The organism is Halomonas sp. DP5N14-9, from assembly GCF_019802175.1.
Classification (GTDB): Bacteria; Pseudomonadota; Gammaproteobacteria; order Pseudomonadales; family Halomonadaceae; genus Halomonas; species Halomonas litopenaei.
Map to the genome: position 1 here is coordinate 1 of NZ_JAHVHR010000025.1, position 25,449 is coordinate 25,449.

19 protein-coding genes and 3 pseudogenes are annotated in these 25,449 nt (G+C 60.5%); 6 read left to right on the forward strand and 16 right to left on the reverse strand.

Features of this window, described 5'->3' with window-relative positions:
• The first annotated feature begins 483 nt into the window (after positions 1-483).
• The 3 genes from ltrA (KUW00_RS14760) (at position 484) to istB (KUW00_RS14770) (ending at position 4,273) form a co-directional block, all read left to right on the forward strand.
• Entirely contained in the window at positions 484-1,755 is a 1,272-nt protein-coding gene (gene ltrA, locus KUW00_RS14760) for a group II intron reverse transcriptase/maturase (protein ID WP_062376020.1), read from the forward strand.
• Positions 1,756-2,022: 267 nt separating this feature from the next.
• Entirely contained in the window at positions 2,023-3,546 is a 1,524-nt protein-coding gene (gene istA / locus KUW00_RS14765; protein ID WP_222569436.1) for an IS21 family transposase, read from the forward strand.
• Positions 3,533-4,273 carry an IS21-like element helper ATPase IstB gene (gene istB / locus KUW00_RS14770; RefSeq protein WP_222569437.1) on the forward strand — a complete coding sequence of 247 codons (741 nt, stop codon included), beginning with the start codon at positions 3,533-3,535 and terminating at the stop codon, positions 4,271-4,273. Before istA (KUW00_RS14765) ends, istB (KUW00_RS14770) begins: the two co-directional genes overlap by 14 nt.
• 54 nt (positions 4,274-4,327) lie before the next feature.
• Here istB (KUW00_RS14770) and KUW00_RS14775 read toward each other — a convergent pair.
• From KUW00_RS14775 to KUW00_RS14830, 12 genes and pseudogenes are all read right to left on the reverse strand, one after another.
• Positions 4,328-4,639 (reverse strand): annotated as a pseudogene (locus KUW00_RS14775) (helix-turn-helix domain-containing protein); the annotation flags it as partial.
• Positions 4,640-4,974: 335 nt separating this feature from the next.
• Positions 4,975-6,381, reverse strand: a complete 1,407-nt coding sequence (locus KUW00_RS14780; RefSeq protein WP_315901164.1) for a hypothetical protein — start codon at positions 6,379-6,381, stop codon at positions 4,975-4,977.
• A 119-nt stretch (positions 6,382-6,500) separates the two neighbouring features.
• Positions 6,501-8,003 carry a tripartite tricarboxylate transporter permease gene (locus tag KUW00_RS14785; RefSeq protein ID WP_222569438.1) on the reverse strand — a complete coding sequence of 501 codons (1,503 nt, stop codon included), beginning with the start codon at positions 8,001-8,003 and terminating at the stop codon, positions 6,501-6,503.
• Between the two features lie 31 nt (positions 8,004-8,034).
• Positions 8,035-8,535 (reverse strand): tripartite tricarboxylate transporter TctB family protein, encoded by a 501-nt coding sequence (locus tag KUW00_RS14790; RefSeq protein ID WP_222569439.1) that lies wholly within the window; start codon positions 8,533-8,535, stop codon positions 8,035-8,037.
• 97 nt (positions 8,536-8,632) lie between these two features.
• Complete coding sequence (locus KUW00_RS14795) at positions 8,633-9,622, reverse strand: Bug family tripartite tricarboxylate transporter substrate binding protein (RefSeq protein WP_222569440.1); 990 nt, start codon at positions 9,620-9,622, stop codon at positions 8,633-8,635.
• Between the two features lie 258 nt (positions 9,623-9,880).
• Positions 9,881-11,083 (reverse strand): 3-oxoadipyl-CoA thiolase, encoded by a 1,203-nt coding sequence (gene pcaF, locus KUW00_RS14800; protein WP_222569441.1) that lies wholly within the window; start codon positions 11,081-11,083, stop codon positions 9,881-9,883.
• Between the two features lie 27 nt (positions 11,084-11,110).
• Complete coding sequence (locus KUW00_RS14805; protein WP_222569442.1) at positions 11,111-12,778, reverse strand: electron transfer flavoprotein-ubiquinone oxidoreductase; 1,668 nt, start codon at positions 12,776-12,778, stop codon at positions 11,111-11,113.
• A gap of 115 nt (positions 12,779-12,893) precedes the next feature.
• Positions 12,894-13,832, reverse strand: coding sequence for an electron transfer flavoprotein subunit alpha/FixB family protein (locus KUW00_RS14810; RefSeq protein ID WP_222569443.1), 939 nt, complete (start codon positions 13,830-13,832; stop codon positions 12,894-12,896).
• A gap of 14 nt (positions 13,833-13,846) precedes the next feature.
• Entirely contained in the window at positions 13,847-14,596 is a 750-nt protein-coding gene (locus KUW00_RS14815; protein ID WP_222569444.1) for an electron transfer flavoprotein subunit beta/FixA family protein, read from the reverse strand.
• A 37-nt stretch (positions 14,597-14,633) separates the two neighbouring features.
• A complete protein-coding gene (locus KUW00_RS14820) occupies positions 14,634-15,857 on the reverse strand; it encodes a CaiB/BaiF CoA transferase family protein (protein WP_222569445.1) in 1,224 nt (407 codons plus the stop codon).
• A gap of 41 nt (positions 15,858-15,898) precedes the next feature.
• On the reverse strand, positions 15,899-17,428 hold the full coding sequence (locus KUW00_RS14825) for a 3-hydroxyacyl-CoA dehydrogenase (protein WP_261392212.1): 1,530 nt from the start codon (positions 17,426-17,428) through the stop codon (positions 15,899-15,901).
• Positions 17,428-18,219, reverse strand: coding sequence for an enoyl-CoA hydratase (locus tag KUW00_RS14830; RefSeq protein WP_222569447.1), 792 nt, complete (start codon positions 18,217-18,219; stop codon positions 17,428-17,430). The genes KUW00_RS14825 and KUW00_RS14830 overlap by 1 nt, the downstream gene beginning before the upstream one ends.
• Before the next feature lie 248 nt (positions 18,220-18,467).
• Here KUW00_RS14830 and KUW00_RS14835 point away from each other — a divergent pair, with 248 nt between their 5' ends.
• A complete protein-coding gene (locus KUW00_RS14835) occupies positions 18,468-19,322 on the forward strand; it encodes an IclR family transcriptional regulator (protein ID WP_222569448.1) in 855 nt (284 codons plus the stop codon).
• A 50-nt stretch (positions 19,323-19,372) separates the two neighbouring features.
• Positions 19,373-20,527 (forward strand): acyl-CoA dehydrogenase family protein, encoded by a 1,155-nt coding sequence (locus tag KUW00_RS14840; protein WP_222569449.1) that lies wholly within the window; start codon positions 19,373-19,375, stop codon positions 20,525-20,527.
• A 125-nt stretch (positions 20,528-20,652) separates the two neighbouring features.
• Here the strand turns inward: KUW00_RS14840 and KUW00_RS22675 are convergent.
• Positions 20,653-20,772, reverse strand: a pseudogene (locus KUW00_RS22675) (IS630 family transposase); the annotation flags it as partial.
• A 38-nt stretch (positions 20,773-20,810) separates the two neighbouring features.
• Here KUW00_RS22675 and KUW00_RS14845 point away from each other — a divergent pair.
• Positions 20,811-21,122 (forward strand): annotated as a pseudogene (locus tag KUW00_RS14845) (helix-turn-helix domain-containing protein); the annotation flags it as partial.
• Between the two features lie 54 nt (positions 21,123-21,176).
• Here the strand turns inward: KUW00_RS14845 and istB (KUW00_RS14850) are convergent.
• From istB (KUW00_RS14850) to ltrA (KUW00_RS14860), 3 genes are all read right to left on the reverse strand, one after another.
• Positions 21,177-21,917: an IS21-like element helper ATPase IstB gene (istB, locus tag KUW00_RS14850; protein WP_222569437.1), complete on the reverse strand. Its 741-nt coding sequence runs from the start codon at positions 21,915-21,917 to the stop codon at positions 21,177-21,179.
• Positions 21,904-23,427, reverse strand: coding sequence for an IS21 family transposase (gene istA, locus KUW00_RS14855; RefSeq protein WP_222569436.1), 1,524 nt, complete (start codon positions 23,425-23,427; stop codon positions 21,904-21,906). Before istA (KUW00_RS14855) ends, istB (KUW00_RS14850) begins: the two co-directional genes overlap by 14 nt.
• A 267-nt stretch (positions 23,428-23,694) precedes the next feature.
• The gene (ltrA, locus tag KUW00_RS14860) at positions 23,695-24,966 is read right to left on the reverse strand and encodes a group II intron reverse transcriptase/maturase (protein WP_062376020.1); all 1,272 of its coding nucleotides are present in this window, start codon (positions 24,964-24,966) and stop codon (positions 23,695-23,697) included.
• Between the last annotated feature and the right edge of the window lie 483 nt (positions 24,967-25,449).

The window sequence follows — 25,449 nt, forward strand, 5'->3', positions numbered from 1 at the left end:
CGCCGCTGTGAAGCGTAGACAGCAAGTGAGTAGGCCGTGTCATTGAGCCCCGAAATTTTCACCACGCGATCGCCGACGCCCTGCGGATAGCGGAAGGCAACACGAGTTCACTGAAAAGGCTTGGTGAACGAAGGTCGCCGGGGTCATTAGAGCAGGGCATGTTCACACAGGGGGGTCCCAGGAACCTGGGAGGCCCATTTCCCTCCTCCGATCTAACGCTATCAGGTACGGGAGCCACCTGCCCCCAAGCTCCCTGGCCCAGCACTGCAGTGACTGGCGGTGATGGGAGCGAAACAACAGCCACTCAGGAGGTACGGTACGGCGAGTGTAGCGAGCCGGCCAGATGGGGTAATGGGAGTCGGAGCCACTCATAGTACTGATGAAATCGGGGAACCAGCTCGATGGGACCCGGTGGAGGGAAGGAGTGGTCAACCATCAGAACCGTACGAGGGAAACATGATAGGTGCTCAGGAACCTGAAGTCATGTCCACGAAACAAGTGCGGATAGCATCGCTGGCAGAGCGTTTTCCGCAGCGTGCCTTCACGTCACTGTCGCATCATATCGACGCCCAGTGGCTGAAAACGGCCTACCTCATGACGCGCCATGACGGTGCGGTCGGGATTGATGGCCAGACGGCGGACGACTTCGCGCGCGGCTTCGAGATCAATATCCAGCGCTTGCTGGAAGAGGCCAAGAGCGGGTGTTACCGGGCGCCGCCGGTGCGGCGTGTCCATATCCCCAAAGGGGATGGGCGTACCACACGGCCGATCGGCATTCCCACCTTTGAAGACAAGGTCCTGCAACGTGCCGTGGTGTCCCTACTGGAGCCTCTCTACGAGCATGACTTCCTGGATTGTTCGTACGGCTTTCGGCCGGGGCGCTCGGCACACCAGGCCATCAAGACGGTGTGGGATGGCCTGTCGTCGATGGGAGGTGGCTGGGTCATCGACCTGGACATCAAGGCCTTCTTCGACACGATCGACCACCGGCACCTGCGAGCGTTTCTGCAGCAACGAGTGAAGGACGGTGTGATCCTTCGCCTGATCGGCAAGTGGCTCAAGGCCGGAGTACTGGAGGCTGGGCAGTGGCAGAAGGGAGTAGTCGGCAGCCCACAGGGCGGGGTCATTTCCCCATTGCTGGCGAACCTCTATCTCCACTATGTACTGGACGAGTGGTTTGAGAAAGACGTCAAGCCACGCCTGCGAGGACGCGCATTTGAGGTACGTTTCGCCGACGATGCCGTGCTCGCATTCAGCAGTGAAGCTGACGCCCGCAAGGTGCTGGAAGTACTGCCCAAGCGCTTCGCGCGCTTCGGCCTCACCCTGCACCCGACCAAGACCCGCCTGGTGAGGTTCCGCCCGTATCGTGAGCAGCGTGCCGAAACCTTCGACTTTCTGGGCTTCACCCACTACTGGGGGAAGTCACGCCGCGGGCTCTTGGTTATCAAGCGCAAGACGGCGAAGGATAGGTTTCGGCGTGGGCTCAAGCACATCTCACAGTGGTGCCGGTGGAATCGTCACCTGCCGATCCGGGAACAGCATGAGAAGTTGAGTCGTAAGATCCAAGGTCACGTTGCCTACTACGGTATTCGCGGCAATATGCGATCCATACAGACGTTTCGCCATCGGGTGAAGTGGTGCTGGATCAAATGGCTGAGCCGGCGATCCCAGAAGGCAAGGATTGTGTGGCGGAATGCGCTTCAACTCTTTAAGTTACTGCCGTTTCCCAAGGCGAGGATCGTTCACCCATGCTGATCCTTCAGCGAAACTGATGGTTGAAGAGCCGGATGCGTTAATTGCGCACGTCCGGATCTGTGGGGGGCCGGGTCGAGCAATCGCTCGGTCTACCCGACTATCTTCGTTTTCAGGCCGGTCTCATGAATAAGGCGGGTTAATGGCCAAGTAAATTGACCCAGTAGCGGCCAACGCTTCTGACCCACCCCCGAGGTGGCAGCGTTGCCACCATCCACCTACCGTGTCGGCTCAGCCAAGGGTCGGGACGGAAACGTGAAGGACTGGGGAATGATTCACAAGATCAAAGCGTTACACGATGACGGACAAGGCCTGTCGATCCGTGCCATCGGCCAGGAGTTGGGCATCTCCCGCAACACCGTCCGCAAATACCTGCGTCAGGACGAGGCCACCATCGAGGCGGCGCAGTCGAACCGGGAACGCGAGAAGAAACTCGACGCCCACCGCGACTACATCGTCTACCTGCTGCGCACCTTCCCCCGGCTGAGCAGCGTCAAGGTGGCCCGCAAGCTGCGTGAGAAGGTCGGCGAGCTGGCGGTCTCGGAGCGCACCCTGCGTCGCTACGTGAAGCAGGTAAAGAGCACCGTGGCCAGCCGGCAGCGGCGCTACTACGAACCGGTGCTCGACATGGTGCCGGGGGTGCAGTGCCAGGTGGATCCGGGCGAGCTGCGCGAGGTGATGATCGGCGGCGAGCCGCGCCCCCTGTACTTCGTGGTGTTCGTGCTCTCTTACTCGCGCCTGACCTACGTCGGTGTCAGCCTGTCACCGCTCGATACCGCCACCTTCATCCGCTTGCACGACGAGGCCTTCCGCTACTTCGGCGGCCTGCCCGAGGAGTGCGTCTACGACCAGACCAAGATGGTGGTGATCAGCGAGCAGTTCCGCGAGCTGGAGGTGAACCAGCGCTTCCACGAGTACGCCACCACCGCCGGCTTCCGGATCCGCGCCTGCTGCGGTTACGACCCGGAGAGCAAGGGCAAGGTCGAGGCCGGGGTGAAGTACGCCAAGCAGGATGCCTTCTATGGCGAGGTGTTCCGCGACGAGGCCGACCTGCGCGCTTACGTGCGCCAGTGGCTCGACGAGGTCGCCAACGTGCGCACTCACGGCACCACTGGCCAGCAGCCGAGGGCGCTGTGCGACTCCGAGGAGCAGCGCCATCTGCGCCCCTACCTGACCCCGGCCTGCGTGGGCCGCGAGGCCGACGGCCTGGCCCCGCGCCGGGTCGACAAGACCGGGCTGATCGCCTGGAAGGCCAACAAGTACTCGGTGCCGATGGCCTACCAACAGGGTCGCGTCGGGGTCCGGGAAGCGGGTGATCGCCTGGCGATCCACGACCTGGAGAGCGGCGATGAGATCGCCACCCATGCCCTTCATCTGGGCAAAGGGCACACCTCGCGCAACGAGAGCCACTACCGTGATCACCGCCAGCTGGAGGCCGATCTGGAGCAAGCCATCGCCCAGTGTCTCGGCGAGCCGTTGGGGCGGCAGCTGTGTGACAAGCTGCGCCAGAGCATGCCGCACCACTACAAGGACCAGCTGCGTGGCGCCGGGCAGGTGCTGGAGGCCGAGCCCGAGCTGGATCTGACGCTGATCAGCGACTGGGTCACCCGAGAGCGCCTCACCGTCGTGGGTCTCAAGGAGCGGCTGGCGGCGGCCCGGCTCGCCAAGGCGAGGGGCCGGGATCACGAGGGCGATGTGCCCGAAGGATCCAGCACGACGCCGGCGGAGCTGGCTCAGTACGCCCGCCTTGGCCACTCCAGCGGCCAGCAGGAGGTGACCCATGGGGCAGCTTGAGCTGACCGCCGGGCGCTACCGCAGCCTGCGGCTGGGCGCCATCGCCGGCGGCCTCACCGAGCTGCTGGCCCAGGCCGAGGCTAACGAGGTCTCCTACCTGACCTTCGCCGACATGCTGGTCGAGCACGAGCGCCAGACCCGTGAGGCAAAGCGCATCGACCTCTACCGGCGCCAGGCCGGATTCCCCAGCGACAAGCGGCTGGAGGGGTTCGACTACCGACACCAGACCACCATCACCAAGCGCCAGATCAACGCCCTGCTGGACTTCGCCTTCCTCGATAACCGCGAGAACCTGGTGTTCATCGGCCCGCCGGGGGTGGGCAAGACCCATCTGAGCATCGGTATCGGGCAGAAGGCCATCGAAGCCGGCTACCGGGTGCTGTTCCGCAACGCCTTGGACCTGGTCGAGGAGCTGGAGCTGGCCGAGATGAAGGGCGAACTGAAGAAGATGCTGCACAAGCTCGCCAAGGTCGACGCCCTAGTCATCGATGAGCTGGGCTACCTGCCGATGAGCCGGCAGGCACGCTACGCGCTGTTCCAGCTGATCAACCGGTTCTATGAGCACCGCTCGCTGATCATCACCACCAACAAGGACTTCACCAGTTGGGGGGAGTTCTTCCACGACGACAACGTGGCGGTGCCTATCGTCGACCGGATCATCCACCACTCGCACCTCTACCTGCTCGGCGGGGAGAGCTACCGGCTGAAGCAGAAGACGCTCAGCTGACAATCACGGGTGGGTCAGTTTTGTTGGCCACTGGTGGGTCAGTTCTGATGGCCATTGACAGGGCTGTTCGGCGACAAGTTCCTGCAGCCGATGGTGGTCGTCGTCATCCAAGGCCGGCGTGCGGCCACTGCGCGGCTTGTCGATCAGCCCATCAAGCCCTGCTACCTCCCACTGTTTGAGCCATCGAGATACGGCATCGCGGCGGACCTGCAATATCTCACAGATCTGAGCGATGGTATGACCTTGATTGCTCAGCAAGATGGCATGCGCACGTCGACGTAGGGCGCGCTTCTCACCATGGTGATAGGCGGAGGACAGCGTCTGCTGCTCAGACTCAGTGAGAGGTGCAACGAAGCGCCTTGCCATGGTTCCGTCCGTGTCAGTTATCCTACACACATTATGCACGAAAACTTTCGGTTAGGCACTTAACCTATGCCACACAAGCGTGCCGTGGTAATTTCATGACGCGTATTGACTGACGGTAACGGGCCGGCGATCATGCCTTCCATGGAACCCCAAACCAGCGACATTAGGTGCCCACGCAACAATAGATGGGCACCTATTGATGACATCGCCCAGCACCGAACGTGAGCGCCGTCTTCACCGTCGCTACTTACCGTCGCTCTAGCCCAAGATCGTCTCAACCTATAGCGGTAAAGTATTAATCGCCACTAAGAAAAATACCTCACCTTCATCTAATTTCAGCTAGCCATAAAAAATAACACGGCAGCCGCCAACAAAGAGGCCGCGACAAACATACCATTCCAGCGCAGACCAATCTGCAAAGCCGTCATGCCAGTGAACCGCGACATTATCATCATCGCCGCGGTAAAAGGAGACGACACCATTGTTAATGACCAGCCCGTCAGCATGGCTGCGGCAAGCAGCGGCAACGACACACCTTCGAGTTCTACTTGAGCAATCATACTGGTCAAAAATGTGACACTGATGATTGGATTAACACCAACTTGAGCAAGCATAAAGATCAGCAGCAGCACCAGTATAGGCAACCAGCTTTCGAAAGACGCCAGAAATGATGCCACTCCTTCCAACTGAGCAGGGTCAAGCAGTGCCACACTGAGAAAACCAAGGTAGGCGCCAGAGCCTAACGCCACAACCTCATTACCTATACCACCGAGCACATTAGGCAACCTACGGGCAAGCAAGACAGTGGCCGGCCCTACACCGGCACTGCCGAGACCACGGCACTGCCAAGCTAACCACACCCATGCTCCCAGCGGTACTCCGATCAATACAGCCTGAGGCAACCGCACAGAAAGTAGTACGGAAAGAAAAAACACCAACATCACCAGAGCTAGCAACAGCAAGCTGAATGCCGCCAGAGGCATCAGCGACGGGCGCTCAAGAGCAGTTTTAACGGCGCTTGGACGCGGACCTGCAAGCTGGTCGCAGCCCCACCCCAGCAAGAACAATACGGTGGCAGATGCTAGCACATAGGGAAATAGCTCTCCCCAAGTTAGCGAATCCAGGTTGCCCAACACCACTGCGACACCGATACCCAACGGTGAGACCAGCGGCGCCAGGGTGAAGCCTCGCAAGGTTGCTAACAACATGCGACGACGACGCACTTCCTGCACCCACACCCTCCCCTGAGCAGCGCCGAGGGTATTGGCCTTGTCAATCATCGACATGAACAGATTCAATACGCCAAAATTCAGCACGATGCCAAACAATGTGGAACCCAACGAGAGCATCGGATAACGCCAGGTCGGCGGCTGCATCAACAGACTCTGGCCACAGCGATGAATTAGCTTTGAGCGATAGGCAGGGAGGCGCAATAAGGCGAGCACGGTCATAAACGCCGCGAGGAAAACGAATCCAGCTGCCGCCTCATGCAGCACTGCCCAAGGAGCAGGGAGCCACCAAATGGCGAAAAGAGACATTAGGATGCAGGCAATAACCAAGAGGCGCGCCATCGAACTGAATCGAGGCCATCCCAACAAAAGAAACAACACCAACAACAACTGAGCCAAGCTCGCAATAACTAATTCGCCACTCAACATGTGCGCAATTGCCAGCACCACAATACCTGCAAGCAGGTGACTAGACCATTTGCTTGTAACCAGATCTCTTCCAAAGAATTTCACCGGCAATTAGCCTCCCTGGCAACAGGAGAGCCGGCCTCAAATGGTGGCCGGCTCGATTCCCTTACGCACCGGTCGATCCCACCGACCGGTGCGATATCACGGGCACTATGCCCTTGGCATCATGAACTGGACTCGTCCACGCTGTGTTTCGGTTCTTTCCGTGAAGTAATGAACCGATAGATGGCCAGTGAAATGGAGCCGACCGTTAGGGCAATAAAGAACCAAGTAATCGGACCACGCACAAAGATCGACAGGTCGTTGGAGCCAATCAGCAGAGAGCGCCGCAGGTTATCTTCGAACATCGGGCCCAGGATAAAGCCAATCAAGAAGGGGGCTGCTGGTATCCCGGTACGATTGAACACATAGCCCAGCACCCCAAAGGCCAGCATCAACCACACATCGAAGGTATCATTATTGACCGCATATGCCCCATACACACAGAACATCAGCACGATCGGAAAAAGAATCGCCTTGGGAATATCAGCAATCAGCGAAAAGTAGCGTATTGCTGCGTTACCAACGAACAGCAAGATCACTGAACTCAGCATGATCCCCAGGAATAGCGCATAAATCAGAGGAAGGTTTTCCTGGAACAGGATCGGGCCCGGCGTCAAGCCATGGACCATGAAGGCACCCAGGATAATGGCCGTGATGACGTCACCGGGAATACCCAGCGACAGCAGCGGAATCATGGTGGCACCAGCCACGCCGTTGTTCCCCGCCTCTGAGGCGGCAACACCTTCCACCTCTCCCTTCCCAAATTTATCGCGATTGGGGGAACGCCGCTTGGCATCGCTGTAAGAGATGAACGCTGCCGCGGTAGCGCCTGTCCCAGGAATAGCGCCAATCACCACCCCAATCAGGCTGCCACGAACAATGCTCTTGATGCTTCGCTTAAACTCAGCCATTGTCACCCCGACGCCGCTTGCCTTCGCGCGCAGATGCGGGACCACTTTCTTGCGGTAGAATTCGATAATCTCAGGAATCGCAAAAAGCCCAATCAACAGCGGAATAAACGAGATACTGTCCATCAGATTATAATTATTAAAGGTTAGCCGCTGTGAGCCAAACACTGAATCCAAGCCCACCAATGAGAGCAGGATACCCAGCAGAGCCGCAATCAGCCCCTTGATCATGGAGCCACTGGCCAGCGATATAATGATGGTCAGTGAGAAGCAAATCAGCCAGAAAAACTCGGGAGCACCAAAATTGAGCGCTATCTTGGCCAGATAGGCGGCAAAGAAGATAAGCGCAATATTAGAGATAAAGTCTGCAATGACAGAGGAGTAGAGCGCCATCTTTAGCGCTTTCTTCGCATTACCCTGCTGGGCAAGCGGATAGCCATCCAGCAACGTACAAGCCGATGCCGGCGAACCCGGCGTACGAATCAGAATCGCGGTAATCGAACCGCCATACATGCCGCCCTTATAAATCCCCACGAGCAGCAGGATCGCGGCCACCGGCTCCATGGAGAATGTAAAGGGTAGCGCCAGGGCTACCGCCATGGTGGCGGTAAGACCGGGGATCGAGCCGACGGTGACACCGACCACCACCCCTACGGCTATCGCGATAAAGTTCTCTGTAGCAAGGAATAACTGGAGTACTTCAGTAATATTATCCATATCTCACCAGATCTTGAGGATGGCCATCGGGTCAGAACGGCAGCATCGGAAGCGGAACGTTCATGACCTCGGTAAACAACAGCGATACGCCTACCGGGAAGGCAACGGCCAGGCTATAGACCCACAAGGTGCGCACGGGGTGGGCGACAAACAGGATCAGAGTGGCGAGAATCCCGCTGATGATAGCGCCCAGCATCTCGAACAGGCCAACATATACCACTAGTGCCAACACCATCAGCGCAAAACGTAACCATGGACCACGCTCGAAGCGACGCCCGCTATCCTCACTATCGTCAGCGACCAGCACCCCTTGGATAATCATGAGGGCTGAAAATACCACGAGCAGCCACCCGACGATGGTCGGCAGCCAGCGCGGCGACATCATCGGATTCTGCAGAATGGGCGGCTCTCCAATGTAGTTTGGAATCAAATACAGTAAAAGCAGCAGCGAAAAGCACAGCAGCAGCACTCCAGCGACCACATCCAAGGGATCTTTGACCAGCATGCGGTGGGAAGGGTGAGACTTCGTCATCGGGAAAAACCCTTTCACGTGTAAAAACTTCCGCATGGAAACCACTGAGGCGAAGGCAACGTGCCCTCGCCCCACCATGCCGTGACAGAAAAGTGACTTACTCCTGGCGAATACCGGCCTCCGCCGCCACTCCATCCCAGCGGGTCACTTCATCAGCGACAAAGGCCTTGAAATCGTCGCCAGCAACAGTCCCCTTCTCCCCTCCCAGCTGCTCTACGAAGCTGGTGAACTCCTCACGCTCCATCACTTTTTGGAGAGCTTCCTGCATCGTAGCGAAAGCCTCGTCAGGGAAGGAGCTGTGAGCGATCAGACCAAACCAAGCAGTGGTGACAAACTGATCAAGATTGTGCTCACCAATCTCTTTCAGAGTCGGCACATCGGGGAGATACTCCGAACGCTCTTCGGAGGTCACAGCCAGTGCCCTTAGGTCACCTGACTGGATGTGAGAGAACACCGTGGGCATGTTCTCGAAGGCGACATTGACGTCTCCACCGAGCAGAGCCGGCAACGCCGCGCCGCTGCCAGCAAATGGCACGTTCGTCATATTCGAGCCTGTCAGCGTCTTGAACAGCTCACCAGACATATGCACAGAACTGCCTACACCGGGACTGCTGAATGACATGTTCTGGTCTTGAGCGGCCTCGATGAACTCCGCCACGGTCTCGTACGGGCTGTTGGCCGGAACCACCATGACATTCGGGATATCCAGCATGTTTTGGATAAACACAAAGTCCTCAACCGGATCGTAGGTCAGGTTGGGGTAGATGGCAGCACCAATGGTGTGGCCGGGTGAGGCCATCAAGATAGTGTGCGCAGCATCACGACCACCGCGGGCAAGTCGGCCGGTGGCCACAGTAGAGCCAGCACCCGGACGATTTTCTACCACCACATTCGCACCAATCTCATCCTTCAGCAGGTCCGCCACTCGACGCGACAGGACGTCGGTAGTGCCGCCGGGCCCATAGGGCACCACCAAGCGGACGTCACCAGTAGGCCATTCCGATGCTTGAGCGCTGGAGACGGCCAGCGTCAGCGCCACTGCGCCGCCACAGGTTGCCACGCAGAGTGCGTTGAGCAGCTTATTCATGTTTTGCTCCTTCATTATTGAAATGACCGCTATGCGGACTTTTGATTCGCATTTAGTCCGTAGACTACGTTGCTATGCTGAAGGCCAGGTATGCAACTTTAGTCGCAATCCCCGGCCCACCCCTTCCCTGACTGAAAGCTTTTTGCTTTAACATTCATGGGGTCACGGCTCGCCCCACCTTCGTGATCAAGCTCATCAGACCCATTCGCTTGTAGTGCCCAACAACATATGACCCCAGCAGAGTGCTAGGACGGGTCCTCAAACTCTCTCGATCAAGGTCGCAATGCCCTGACCCACGCCCACACACATGGTGCACAGGGCGTAGCGCTTGCCGCTCTTCTGCAGCTCGTGGGCCGCGGTCAGCAGCAGGCGGGCGCCGGACATGCCCAGCGGGTGGCCGAGCGCAATGGCGCCGCCGTTGGGGTTGACCCGCGGGTCTTCGTCGGCGATCCCCAGCTCGCGCATACAGGCGAGCGCCTGGGCGGCGAAGGCCTCGTTGAGCTCGATCACGTCGATCTCGTCCAGCGACACGCCGGTGCGCGTGAGCAGCTTCTGCACCGCGGGCACCGGGCCGATGCCCATGATGCGCGGCTCGACGCCGGCAGTGGCCATGCCGAGGATCTTCGCCATGGGGGTGAGGCCGTGCTTCTCCACCGCGGCGGCACTGGCCACCAGCATGGCGGCGGCGCCGTCGTTGACCCCGGAGGCGTTGCCGGCGGTGACGCTGCCGCCCACGCGGAAGGGCGCCGGCAGGGCGGCGAGCTTCTCGAGTGTGGTCGCGCGCAGGTGCTCATCCTGGTCGAAGCGCAGCGGTTCCTGCTTGCGGCGCGGGATCTCGATGGCGGTGATCTCCAGCGCGAAGCGGCCGGCGGCCTGGGCAGCGGCGGCCTTCTGCTGGGAGCGCAGAGCGAAGGCGTCCTGGTCCTCGCGGTAGATCTTGAACTGCTCGGCGACGTTCTCGGCGGTCTCCGGCATCGAGTCGACGCCATAGGCCTTCTTCATCAGCGGGTTGATGAAACGCCAGCCGATGGTGGTGTCCTCGATCTGCTGGCCCCGGGAGAAGGCGCTGTCGGCCTTGCCCATCACGTAGGGCGCCCGGGACATGGACTCCACGCCGCCGGCCAGCGCCAGGTCCAGCTCGCCGGCCTTGATGGCGCGGAAGGCGGTGCCCACCGCGTCCATGCCGGAGCCGCACAGGCGGTTCAGGGTGGTGCCGGGGATGGATACCGGCATGCCCGCCAGCAGCAGCGACATGCGCGCCACGCTGCGGTTGTCCTCGCCGGCCTGGTTGGCGCAGCCCATGAAAACCTCTTCGATGGCGGCAGGGTCGAGCTCCGGGGCTTCGGCCAGCACCGCCTTGAAGATGGCGGCCGCCAGGTCATCGGGGCGCACGCTCGAGAGGGTGCCGCCGAAACGGCCCACGGCGCTGCGCCGCGGATGGCAGAGGAATACGTCAGTCATAACACGCTCCATATTAGAAACTGAGGTTCACATATTGGGGTAGTTGGGCCCGCCGCCACCCTCCGGCGCCACCCAGGTGATGTTCTGGGCCGGGTCCTTGATGTCGCAGGTCTTGCAGTGCACGCAGTTCTGGAAGTTGATCTGGAACCGCGGCTTGCCGTCGTCGTCCTCCACGACCTCGTAGACCCCGGCCGGGCAGTAGCGGCTTGCCGGCTCGGCGTAGGTCGGCAGGTTGTCGCGGATCGGCAGCTCCGGGTCGGCGAGCCTCAGGTGGCAGGGCTGATCCTCCTCGTGGTTGGTGTTGGAGAGGAACACCGAGGAGAGCTTGTCGAAGGAGAGCTTGCCGTCGGGCTTGGGGTAGTCGATCTTCTCGAATTCGGCGGCCGGCTTGAGCGCCGCATGGTCCGGCGTGGTGTCGTGGACGTTGGGCAGCTTGCCGCCGAGCAGCTGGTTGACGAAGTTGTAGGCGCCGCCGCCCAGGGTGCCGTACTTGTGGATCGCCGGGCCGAAGCTTGCGCTCTCCTTGAGCTCGGCGTAGGCCCAGCTCGCCTCCCACTTCTCGGTAAAGGCGGTGAGCTCCTGGCCCCCTTCGTCACCGCCGGCGATCGCCTCGAAGACCGCCTCGGCGGCCACCAGGCCCGACTTCATGGCGGTGTGCAGGCCCTTGATCTTGGCAAAGTTCAGGGTGCCAGCGTCGCAGCCGATCAAGAGGCCACCCGGGAAGGTCATCTTCGGCAGGCAGTTGAGGCCGCCCTTGACGATGGCCCGGGCGCCGTAGGCGACGCGCTTGCCGCCCGTGAGGTGCTTCGCCAGCACCGGGTGGTGCTTCATGCGCTGGAACTCGTCGAAGGGGGAGAGCCAGGGGTTCTGGTAGGAGAGGTCCATGATCAGACCGACCACCACCTGCTGGTTGTCGGCGTGGTAGAGGAACCAGCCGCCGTGGGTGTTCTTGTCCAGCGGCCAGCCGGAGCCGTGCAGCACCAGGCCGGGCTCATGCTGCTCGGCGGGGATGTCCCACAGCTCCTTCAAGCCGATGCCGTAGTGCTGGGGGTCCTTGCCGGCCGCCAGGTCATACTCCTGGATCAGGCGCTTGCCGATATGGCCCCGGGCTCCCTCGGCGAAGAGGGTGTACCTGGCGCGCAGCTCCATGCCCGGCATGTAGCTGTCCTTGGGCTCGCCGTCGGCGCCCACGCCCATGTCGCCGATCAGGATGCCCTTGACCACCCCCTCCTCGACGATCGCCTCCTGGGCGGCGAAGCCGGGGAAGATCTCCACCCCGAGCCCCTCGGCCTGCTCGGCCAGCCAGCGGCACAGGTTGCCGGCGCTGATCACATAGCGGGGCATGTCGCCGCCGGTGTTATGCATGCTCTTCGGCACCAGGGCGTTGGGCAGCGTCAAAGCCTTCTCGGCGTCCTTGAGCAGGTAGACCTCGTCGCGGGTCGCCGGGGTGGTCAGGGGCGCGCCGCGTTCCTCCCAGTCGGGGAAGAGCTCGGCCAGGGCGCGGGGCTCGAAGACGGCGCCGGAGAGGATATGGGCGCCCACCTCGGAGCCCTTCTCCACCACGCACACGGTCAGCTCCTGTTCGGCGGCATTGGCCTGCTGCATCAGCCGGCACGCCGCGGCCAGGCCCGAGGGGCCGGCGCCGACGATGACCACATCGAAGTCCATCGAATCACGCTCGGTTACCGATGTCATGAAAAGTCTCACTGTCGAAGAAAAAGGCCGGCAGGTCAGAGTTCGGCTCCATCCCACCGGCAAACCGAGAGAGCTTTTGGCCTCGGCGTCATGATGATCAAGGGCTGCGGGAGGCTTAGAGACGCCCCTCAAGCTCCGGCAGTGCCTCGAAGAGGTCGGCAACGAGTCCATAGTCGGCCACCTGGAAGATCGGCGCCTCCTCGTCCTTGTTGATGGCCACGATCACCTTGGAGTCCTTCATCCCGGCCAGGTGCTGGATGGCACCGGAGATGCCCACGGCGATGTAGAGCTCAGGCGCGACGATCTTGCCGGTCTGGCCCACCTGCATGTCGTTGGGCACGAAGCCGGCGTCCACCGCGGCGCGGGAGGCACCGATGGCGGCCCCCAGCTTGTCGGCGATGCCGTCGAGCAGCTTGAAGTTCTCGCCGTTGCCCATGCCGCGACCGCCGGAGATCACCGCCTTGGCGGCACCCAGCTCGGGGCGGTCGGACTGGGCCAGCGCCTCCTTGACGAAGGTGGACTGGGCGTTGTCGGCGACGAAGTCCACCGCCTCGATGGCGGCGCTGCCGCCCTCGGCTCCTCTATCGGGGCAGGCATCGAAGCCAGTGCTGCGCACGGTGATCACCTTGAGGGCGTCCTCGCTCTGCACCGTGGCGATGGCGTTGCCGGCGTAGATCGGGCGCTTGAAGGTATCCGGGGACTCCACCGCGATGATCTCGGAGATCTGGGCCACGTCCTTGAGGGCGGCGACCCGGGGCAGCACGTTCTTGCCGGTGGTGGAGGCGGCCGCCAGCAGGTGGGTGTAGTCGCCGGCGAGCTCCGCGAGCAGCGCCGCGGTGGGCTCGGCCAGCAGGTGGCCGTAGGCGGCGTGGTCGGCCACGCGCACGCGGGAGACGCCGTCCAGCCTGGCGGCGGCCTCGGCAACGGCGGCGACGCCTTCACCTGCCACCAGCACGTCGATATCGCCGCCGATGGCCTTGGCTGCCGCGACCACATGGGCGGTGGCGCCGGCCAGGGCGCCGTCGTGATGTTCAGCGAGTACCAGAATGCTCATGAGATCCGCTCCTATCAAAGCACTTTGGCTTCGTTCTTGAGTTTGTCGACCAGCTCATCCACGGAGCCCACCTTGACGCCTCCCTGACGCTCGGCCGGCGGCTCGACCTTGAGCAGCTTGACCTTGGAGGCCACCTCGACGCCGAGATCCGCCGGAGTCTTGACGTCCAGCGGCTTCTTCTTGGCCTTCATGATGTCCGGCAGCTTGGCGTAGCGCGGCTCGTTCAGGCGCAGGTCGGTGGTGACGATGGCGGGCAGGGTCAGCTCGACGGTCTGCAGGCCGCCGTCGACCTCGCGGGTCACCTGCACCTTGTCTCCCTCGACGTTGACCGCCGAGGCGAAGGTGCCCTGGGGCAGGCCGGTGAGGGCCGCCAGCATCTGGCCGGTCTGGTTGTTGTCGGTGTCGATGGCCTGCTTGCCGAGGATCACAAGGCCCGGCTGCTCCTTTGCCACCAGCCTGGCCAGCGCCTTGGCGGCGCCCAGCGACTCGACCCGCTCGTCGGTCTCGACGTGAATGGCGCGGTCGGCGCCCAGCGCCAGGGCGGTGCGCAGCTGCTCCTGGGCAGCCTTGGGGCCGACGGTGACGGCGACCACCTCGGTGGCGACCCCGCGCTCCTTCAGGCGCACCGCCTCTTCCACGGCGATCTCGCAGAAGGGGTTCATGGCCATCTTGACGTTGGTGAGGTCGACGTCGGAGTGATCCGGCTTGACCCGAATCTTGACGTTGTAATCGATGACGCGCTTGACCGCGACGAGGACTTTCATCAGCACTCCTAAGTAATGCTCAATAATCTTGGAAAAATTAACCCACCACACCGTCGCCTTTGAGTTGCGACAACTGCCCTGGGGAGAGATTTAGGTATTCGGCCAGCACATCGTCAGTATCCTGCCCAAGAAGTGGCGCAGGCCTCTTGTACTCAACCGGAGTATCAGACATATGAATCGGGCTGCCGACCATCTTGAAATCAGGATTCATGGAATGGGGTATGTTAACCAACATACCACGTGCATCCACCTGAGGTTCGGCAAGCGCATCGGCAATATCATTAATGACTCCAACCGGCACCTTGGCCTTGCTAATCTTTTCTACCCACACTTCAGCGGCATCACGTTTAAAATGATCCGAAAGAATCTGGGTGATGGCATCCCGATTTCTGATGCGATTTTCGTTTTTCGAGAACCGAGGGTCAGTGGACAGCTCCGGCAATCCAATGGCGTCACATAAAGACGAAAACTGTGAATCATTGCCACAGGCGATGATGAAGTCCTTGTCGCTCGCATGAAAGGAGTTATAAGGAACAATATTGGCATGCGCATTACCATACCGCCCCGGTGAAACACCGGTGCTGAGATAGCTCTGACTCTGGTTCCCGAGTGCGGCCACCTGCACATCCAGCAACGCCATATCGCAATACTGTCCACGGCCAGTCTTCTCGCGTGCCAGCAGCGCGGCCTGAATGGCAATGACCGAGTATAGCCCCGTCATCACGTCGGTGACCGCCACGCCGACCTTCTGCGGGCCACCACCAGGGACGCCATCACGCTCCCCGGTGATGCTCATCAACCCTCCCATGCCCTGGATGATGAAATCATAGCCGGGCTCCTGCGCGCGAGGCCCCGTCTGGCCGAACCCTGTAATGGAGCAATAAACTAGCCTGGGGTTGAGCTTGGAAATTGATTCATAATCAAGCCCATACTTCTTCAATGATCCTGCCTTGAAGTTTTCGATAAGTACATCGCTCTCTGCGGCCAACGCACGGATAACTTCTTGGCCTTTCTTGGTGGCAATATCAATAGCCACAGAGCGCTTGTTTCGGTTAGTGGACTGGTAGTATGAGGCTTCCTGCGTCTCGTTCCCTTGAGCATCCTTCATATAGGGAGGCCCCCAAGCTCGAGTATCATCCCCTCTGCCAACACGTTCTACCTTGACGACATCCGCACCAAGATCAGCCAGCACCTGGCTGCACCAGGGGCCAGCCAGCACACGACTCAAGTCTAGTACCCTAATTCCCGTTAGTGCACCCATAGCACTCTCCCCACTTCCACCAACATGATGTGTCTCCAATGTCATCGGCCACTTGGCGCTACGTGCAACAGTGAAACCCCAAGGGTGGCGCGACGGCGCAACCAAAGGCTTGGCCGATAACGTGGATCACCCGTTAAGGCGTAGATACGTTCCAATATACAAAGCACGCGCTTCGAGCCCAGCGCATCCCCCCATGCCAACGGGCCATGGGGGTAGTTGAGTCCCAGCCTGACGGCATTATCGATATCGACAGGAGTAGCGATTTCACGCTGAGCAATTTCGCAGGCCAAATTGACCACTGACGCCAGCACACGCTGCGAGACAAATCCAGCACTGTCACGAATGACCGTCACTCCGCTACCATCCGATGCCAGCAGCGCATGAGCCGCGTCACGCATCTCCGGTCGAGTGACTGGCGTCATCATCAGGGTGCGATGACGCTCAAGCCCAAGAAGGACATCGAGGCAGAGTGTGCGTTCGGGGTCGACGCCGAAGTGCTGACTCGCACACACGGCATCATCACCAAAGGGAAGCAACAAGCAGAGCGCCTGTTCAGAAGGTGAGTCTGTGGGCTCCACTCGCCCGCCGAGTGACTCCAGCAGCGTCGCGACGTCTGCACGCAGGTCGGCATCCTCACACCCCACCCAGACTGGCGGTAGCTCGCTAACACCCGGTACCGGCTGTGGCGTCAGTGCTTCAATTTTCCTGCCTGCCTCATAGCGGTAGAAGCCAATCCCTGTCTTGCGCCCCAGTCGCTTACCTTTCAGCATCTGACGTGAGATAGAGGAAGGTCGATAACGCGGATCGTGATAGAACTGTTCGAAGATCGACTCCATCGCAGGATGCGAGACATCCAAGCCGGTCAGATCAAAAAGCTCGAGCGGCCCCATCCGGAACCCGGCCTGCTCGCGAAGGATCCGATCGATGTCCTCTGGTGGCGCTACCCGCTCCTCAAGAATCTTCAACCCTTCGGTGCTGTAAGCGCGTCCTGCATGGTTGACGATGAAACCAGGGGTATCCTGGGCACGCACGCCAGTGTGCCCGAGCCGGCCTGCCAAATTCAGCAGGGTGTCGATCACGGTCTCGTCGGTATCAATCCCCCCGATCACCTCGATGACCTTCATCAGCGGCACGGGGTTGAAGAAGTGGAAACCGGCAAGCCGTTCGGGACAGGCCAGATCCGCGGCAATAGCCGTGACCGAAAGCGACGAGGTATTGGTCGCCAGAATGCAATCGCGGGCCACGATTGCCTCCAGCTCGGAGAAAAGGGCCTGCTTGATGCCAAGGTCCTCGACGATTGCCTCGATGACCAGGTCGCAATCCGCCAGGGCCGTCATCGAGTCGACGACGGAAAGATGGGCCAAGGCCTCCTCGGCAGACTCACGAGAGAGCTTGCCTTTGCTCACCAGTTTATCGAATGTCGCCTGCAGGCCATCACGTGCGGCGCTGGCAGCCCCGGCACGCTTATCGAACAGCGCGACCTCGAGACCGGCCTGAGCTGCTATCTGAGCGATCCCTGCGCCCATCACACCAGTGCCGACGATCCCCAGCCGATTCACTTGTCCTGCCATCATGACTCCCCCCGATAGGTCGGTTTGCGCTTCTCGATGAAGGCGGCAGCCCCTTCCTTCTGATCCTTGGTGTCGAACAGCATCTGGAAGGCCTTCCGCTCGAGGACTAGCGCACTCTCAAGCGGCAGGTCGGCACCGGCGAGTACGGTCTCCTTGATCTGCTCCACGGCCAAGGCCGGCAGATGGGCAATTTCCTGAGCCAATGCCTTGGCACGCTCGAGCGTCTGCTCATCGGGGACGACCTCGCTGACTAGCCCCATACGCAGTGCATCGGGCGCCGGTACCATGCAGCCGGTCATCAGCATGCGCATCGCCTGGAACTTACCCACCGCCCGTACCAGGCGTTGGGTCCCTCCAGCGCCGGGCATCAGGCCAAGTTTGACTTCAGGTTGCCCGAACCGGGCGGACTCGCCGGCCACGATGATGTCGCAGTGCATGGCAAGCTCACAGCCGCCGCCTAGAGCGAAGCCATTGACCGCAGCAATGACCGGCTTGGGGCAGTGCGCAATGGGCTCCCAAAACCGCTCGTTGTGGCGCAAATGCATCTCGGTGGGCGACGCCGTGGCAAACTCCTTGACGTCAGCACCGGCCACAAACACCTGCTCCCCTCCCGTCAGCACGATAGCCCGCACGTCATCACGCCGGGCCAGGGACGAGAACAGTTCGGCGAGCTGACGCCTAACGGCGCCGTTGAGGGCATTCTTGGCGGATGGTCGATCGATGCGAACCACCGCCATCCCTTCGTCGAGCGAGGCGAGATATACCTCGGCGGGCTGCTGCTTGTCGTTCATGCACCACCTCACAGTAATATGATCGCTATGCGAACATTTATTTTGCTATACTCGTTAACGTACACAGGTTGGCAGAAAGCTGTCAACGGCATCGCTGCGCGCGCTTTACGCCGCCTTGTGGTTTTGGGGAGGGCTTGAGAAACAGCGAGGATGTCGACCCGATGGACATGACAGCCCTCAACAATGTCCGCCAAGCGGTCTTTTAGATTGCATAGTTGACATCGCAGGGACAGTGCACGCAAACTTTCATGACTGCTATCCGCCACGGGAGCAAGGATTCAGTGAAGAAAAAAGACAGCCAGAGCGACTTCCAGATCGTGGTAGACCCTATCCATGCGATGGAAGAGCAGGAGAAGGATCGACAGTTCGTGACATCGCTGGCACGGGGGTTGGAGCTGCTACGCTGCTTCACCCCACGGGATAGCATGCTCAGCAACCTCGATCTGGCTAGAAAGACAGGGCTGCCACGCCCCACCGTGAGCCGGCTGACCCACACCCTCGCCAGGCTCGGCTATCTTCGTCCTCTGCCGCGCGGGAAGTATCAACTGGACGTAGGCGTGATGTCCTTCGGCTACTCCATGATCTCCAATCTCCCGATTCGCTCGGTTGCCCAGCCCTTGATGGTGAACCTGGCCGATGAAGTCGGCGCCACCGTGGCGATGTCGGCACGTGACCGTTTAGACATGGTCTACCTGGACGTTGTCCAGAGCGCCCTACGCTCCACCATTCGCCGCCAGATCGGAACACGCCTCCCGATTCACCAAAGCTCGGCCGGTCGCGCCTGCCTGGCCGCTATGCCTCAAGAAGAAGCCGAGGTGATCATGGAGCATATACAGCAGAGCCATCCCGACGAATGGCCAGACATTCGCAGAGCACTAGATGGTGCCTTCAAAGAGTACGCAGAATATGGCTACTGCCTGTCGATGGGCGATTGGCAGAAAAAAGTCAATGCGGTTGCGGTTCCCTTGAACCACCCGCAGCTAGGGGTGCTCGCGTTCAACTGCGGAGGCCCCGAATTCCAGGTTTCTCGTGAGAAGCTTGAGGACTTTATTGGACCCCGGCTGGTGCAGATGGTGAATGATATCATCACCCAAATCTCGTAACTCGCGAGATAAAACTGACCAGCAAGCCACCATATCAGCGAGGTGAGATTATGATTCGCGACCAGGAAACAATGCAGATTCTTCTTGACTCTATTCGTAGCTTTGTCAACGAAGAGCTTATTCCACGAGAGGAAGAAGTCGCCGAAACTGACAAAATTCCTGACGACATCGTAGCGCAAATGCGCGATATGGGAATGTTTGGGCTTACTATTCCCGAAGAGTTTGGTGGCCTCGGAGTCACAATGGAGGAAGAAGTCAACATTGCCTTCGAGCTTGGCAGAACCTCCCCTGCTTTCCGCTCCTTCATCGGGACCAACAACGGTATCGGTTCAATTGGCATTCTTCTCGACGGCACAGACGAGCAAAAATCCCGCTACCTGCCACGCCTGGCCAGCGGTGAGATTCTCAGCTCTTTCTGCCTGACTGAACCGGATTCAGGGTCCGATGCGGCGTCATTAAGGACGACTGCTGTAAAGGATGGGAATGAATACATCATCAATGGCACAAAGCGCTACATTACCAACGCGCCGCATGCCGGCATCTTCACCGTCATGGCGCGCACCAACCCGGACATCAAAGGTGCCAAAGGTATCAGCGCCTTCATTGTAGATGCCAATACCTCGGGCATCACGATTGGGAAGTGCGATAAGAAGATGGGCCAGAAGGGTGCTCACACTGCAGATGTCATCTTTGACAATGTCCGGGTTCCGGAGAGCGCTCTGATTGGCGAGCAGGAAGGTGTCGGCTTCAAGACTGCAATGAAAGTGCTGGATAAGGGGCGCCTGCATATTGCCGCCATCGCGGTGGGCGCCGCCGAGCGTGTTCTGGAGGACTCCCTTCGCTTCGCTATGGAACGCAAGCAATTCGGCAAGCCCATCGCTGAATTCCAGCTGATCCAGGGAATGCTGGCAGACTCCAAGGCTGAGATCTATGCCGCCAAGTGCATGGTGCTGGATGCCGCACGCAAGCGGGATGAAGGCCAGAACGTCAGCACCGAGGCCTCCTGCGCCAAAATGTTCGCCACTGAAATGTGCAGCCGCGTAGCAGATCGTGGGGTACAGATTCATGGCGGAGCCGGCTATATCAGCGAATACGCCGTTGAACGGTTCTATCGCGATGTACGCCTTTTCCGACTCTATGAAGGCACCACCCAGATCCAACAGGTGATTATCTCTCGCAACATGATTCGAGAAGCCCAGAGTTAAGCTGTATCCTATTTCAGCCACCTCCGCATCAAGCCCCCTTGCCTAACATCGCCCCAATCTCAGGCAAGGGGGTGTTTCTCTCGCATCAGCAACTAACAACCGTCATTCCTGACAGCTTTAAGTGGCTATTCAAAATTTATCGTGCGCTCAGACCCGTAGCTGTCGAGTAGGCGACAGACCTCCTTGCTGAGGTGGTCAAATGAGAGATAGGCACTCAACGGTAAGTGCCTAACCGAAAGTTTTCGTGCATAATGTGTGTAGGATAACTGACACGGACGGAACCATGGCAAGGCGCTTCGTTGCACCTCTCACTGAGTCTGAGCAGCAGACGCTGTCCTCCGCCTATCACCATGGTGAGAAGCGCGCCCTACGTCGACGTGCGCATGCCATCTTGCTGAGCAATCAAGGTCATACCATCGCTCAGATCTGTGAGATATTGCAGGTCCGCCGCGATGCCGTATCTCGATGGCTCAAACAGTGGGAGGTAGCAGGGCTTGATGGGCTGATCGACAAGCCGCGCAGTGGCCGCACGCCGGCCTTGGATGACGACGACCACCATCGGCTGCAGGAACTTGTCGCCGAACAGCCCTGTCAATGGCCATCAGAACTGACCCACCAGTGGCCAACAAAACTGACCCACCCGTGATTGTCAGCTGAGCGTCTTCTGCTTCAGCCGGTAGCTCTCCCCGCCGAGCAGGTAGAGGTGCGAGTGGTGGATGATCCGGTCGACGATAGGCACCGCCACGTTGTCGTCGTGGAAGAACTCCCCCCAACTGGTGAAGTCCTTGTTGGTGGTGATGATCAGCGAGCGGTGCTCATAGAACCGGTTGATCAGCTGGAACAGCGCGTAGCGTGCCTGCCGGCTCATCGGCAGGTAGCCCAGCTCATCGATGACTAGGGCGTCGACCTTGGCGAGCTTGTGCAGCATCTTCTTCAGTTCGCCCTTCATCTCGGCCAGCTCCAGCTCCTCGACCAGGTCCAAGGCGTTGCGGAACAGCACCCGGTAGCCGGCTTCGATGGCCTTCTGCCCGATACCGATGCTCAGATGGGTCTTGCCCACCCCCGGCGGGCCGATGAACACCAGGTTCTCGCGGTTATCGAGGAAGGCGAAGTCCAGCAGGGCGTTGATCTGGCGCTTGGTGATGGTGGTCTGGTGTCGGTAGTCGAACCCCTCCAGCCGCTTGTCGCTGGGGAATCCGGCCTGGCGCCGGTAGAGGTCGATGCGCTTTGCCTCACGGGTCTGGCGCTCGTGCTCGACCAGCATGTCGGCGAAGGTCAGGTAGGAGACCTCGTTAGCCTCGGCCTGGGCCAGCAGCTCGGTGAGGCCGCCGGCGATGGCGCCCAGCCGCAGGCTGCGGTAGCGCCCGGCGGTCAGCTCAAGCTGCCCCATGGGTCACCTCCTGCTGGCCGCTGGAGTGGCCAAGGCGGGCGTACTGAGCCAGCTCCGCCGGCGTCGTGCTGGATCCTTCGGGCACATCGCCCTCGTGATCCCGGCCCCTCGCCTTGGCGAGCCGGGCCGCCGCCAGCCGCTCCTTGAGACCCACGACGGTGAGGCGCTCTCGGGTGACCCAGTCGCTGATCAGCGTCAGATCCAGCTCGGGCTCGGCCTCCAGCACCTGCCCGGCGCCACGCAGCTGGTCCTTGTAGTGGTGCGGCATGCTCTGGCGCAGCTTGTCACACAGCTGCCGCCCCAACGGCTCGCCGAGACACTGGGCGATGGCTTGCTCCAGATCGGCCTCCAGCTGGCGGTGATCACGGTAGTGGCTCTCGTTGCGCGAGGTGTGCCCTTTGCCCAGATGAAGGGCATGGGTGGCGATCTCATCGCCGCTCTCCAGGTCGTGGATCGCCAGGCGATCACCCGCTTCCCGGACCCCGACGCGACCCTGTTGGTAGGCCATCGGCACCGAGTACTTGTTGGCCTTCCAGGCGATCAGCCCGGTCTTGTCGACCCGGCGCGGGGCCAGGCCGTCGGCCTCGCGGCCCACGCAGGCCGGGGTCAGGTAGGGGCGCAGATGGCGCTGCTCCTCGGAGTCGCACAGCGCCCTCGGCTGCTGGCCAGTGGTGCCGTGAGTGCGCACGTTGGCGACCTCGTCGAGCCACTGGCGCACGTAAGCGCGCAGGTCGGCCTCGTCGCGGAACACCTCGCCATAGAAGGCATCCTGCTTGGCGTACTTCACCCCGGCCTCGACCTTGCCCTTGCTCTCCGGGTCGTAACCGCAGCAGGCGCGGATCCGGAAGCCGGCGGTGGTGGCGTACTCGTGGAAGCGCTGGTTCACCTCCAGCTCGCGGAACTGCTCGCTGATCACCACCATCTTGGTCTGGTCGTAGACGCACTCCTCGGGCAGGCCGCCGAAGTAGCGGAAGGCCTCGTCGTGCAAGCGGATGAAGGTGGCGGTATCGAGCGGTGACAGGCTGACACCGACGTAGGTCAGGCGCGAGTAAGAGAGCACGAACACCACGAAGTACAGGGGGCGCGGCTCGCCGCCGATCATCACCTCGCGCAGCTCGCCCGGATCCACCTGGCACTGCACCCCCGGCACCATGTCGAGCACCGGTTCGTAGTAGCGCCGCTGCCGGCTGGCCACGGTGCTCTTTACCTGCTTCACGTAGCGACGCAGGGTGCGCTCCGAGACCGCCAGCTCGCCGACCTTCTCACGCAGCTTGCGGGCCACCTTGACGCTGCTCAGCCGGGGGAAGGTGCGCAGCAGGTAGACGATGTAGTCGCGGTGGGCGTCGAGTTTCTTCTCGCGTTCCCGGTTCGACTGCGCCGCCTCGATGGTGGCCTCGTCCTGACGCAGGTATTTGCGGACGGTGTTGCGGGAGATGCCCAACTCCTGGCCGATGGCACGGATCGACAGGCCTTGTCCGTCATCGTGTAACGCTTTGATCTTGTGAATCATTCCCCAGTCCTTCACGTTTCCGTCCCGACCCTTGGCTGAGCCGACACGGTAGGTGGATGGTGGCAACGCTGCCACCTCGGGGGTGGGTCAGAAGCGTTGGCCGCTACTGGGTCAATTTACTTGGCCATTAACCCGCCTTATTCATGAGACCGGCCTGAAAACGAAGATAGTCGGGTAGACCGAGCGATTGCTCGACCCGGCCCCCCACAGATCCGGACGTGCGCAATTAACGCATCCGGCTCTTCAACCATCAGTTTCGCTGAAGGATCAGCATGGGTGAACGATCCTCGCCTTGGGAAACGGCAGTAACTTAAAGAGTTGAAGCGCATTCCGCCACACAATCCTTGCCTTCTGGGATCGCCGGCTCAGCCATTTGATCCAGCACCACTTCACCCGATGGCGAAACGTCTGTATGGATCGCATATTGCCGCGAATACCGTAGTAGGCAACGTGACCTTGGATCTTACGACTCAACTTCTCATGCTGTTCCCGGATCGGCAGGTGACGATTCCACCGGCACCACTGTGAGATGTGCTTGAGCCCACGCCGAAACCTATCCTTCGCCGTCTTGCGCTTGATAACCAAGAGCCCGCGGCGTGACTTCCCCCAGTAGTGGGTGAAGCCCAGAAAGTCGAAGGTTTCGGCACGCTGCTCACGATACGGGCGGAACCTCACCAGGCGGGTCTTGGTCGGGTGCAGGGTGAGGCCGAAGCGCGCGAAGCGCTTGGGCAGTACTTCCAGCACCTTGCGGGCGTCAGCTTCACTGCTGAATGCGAGCACGGCATCGTCGGCGAAACGTACCTCAAATGCGCGTCCTCGCAGGCGTGGCTTGACGTCTTTCTCAAACCACTCGTCCAGTACATAGTGGAGATAGAGGTTCGCCAGCAATGGGGAAATGACCCCGCCCTGTGGGCTGCCGACTACTCCCTTCTGCCACTGCCCAGCCTCCAGTACTCCGGCCTTGAGCCACTTGCCGATCAGGCGAAGGATCACACCGTCCTTCACTCGTTGCTGCAGAAACGCTCGCAGGTGCCGGTGGTCGATCGTGTCGAAGAAGGCCTTGATGTCCAGGTCGATGACCCAGCCACCTCCCATCGACGACAGGCCATCCCACACCGTCTTGATGGCCTGGTGTGCCGAGCGCCCCGGCCGAAAGCCGTACGAACAATCCAGGAAGTCATGCTCGTAGAGAGGCTCCAGTAGGGACACCACGGCACGTTGCAGGACCTTGTCTTCAAAGGTGGGAATGCCGATCGGCCGTGTGGTACGCCCATCCCCTTTGGGGATATGGACACGCCGCACCGGCGGCGCCCGGTAACACCCGCTCTTGGCCTCTTCCAGCAAGCGCTGGATATTGATCTCGAAGCCGCGCGCGAAGTCGTCCGCCGTCTGGCCATCAATCCCGACCGCACCGTCATGGCGCGTCATGAGGTAGGCCGTTTTCAGCCACTGGGCGTCGATATGATGCGACAGTGACGTGAAGGCACGCTGCGGAAAACGCTCTGCCAGCGATGCTATCCGCACTTGTTTCGTGGACATGACTTCAGGTTCCTGAGCACCTATCATGTTTCCCTCGTACGGTTCTGATGGTTGACCACTCCTTCCCTCCACCGGGTCCCATCGAGCTGGTTCCCCGATTTCATCAGTACTATGAGTGGCTCCGACTCCCATTACCCCATCTGGCCGGCTCGCTACACTCGCCGTACCGTACCTCCTGAGTGGCTGTTGTTTCGCTCCCATCACCGCCAGTCACTGCAGTGCTGGGCCAGGGAGCTTGGGGGCAGGTGGCTCCCGTACCTGATAGCGTTAGATCGGAGGAGGGAAATGGGCCTCCCAGGTTCCTGGGACCCCCCTGTGTGAACATGCCCTGCTCTAATGACCCCGGCGACCTTCGTTCACCAAGCCTTTTCAGTGAACTCGTGTTGCCTTCCGCTATCCGCAGGGCGTCGGCGATCGCGTGGTGAAAATTTCGGGGCTCAATGACACGGCCTACTCACTTGCTGTCTACGCTTCACAGCGGCG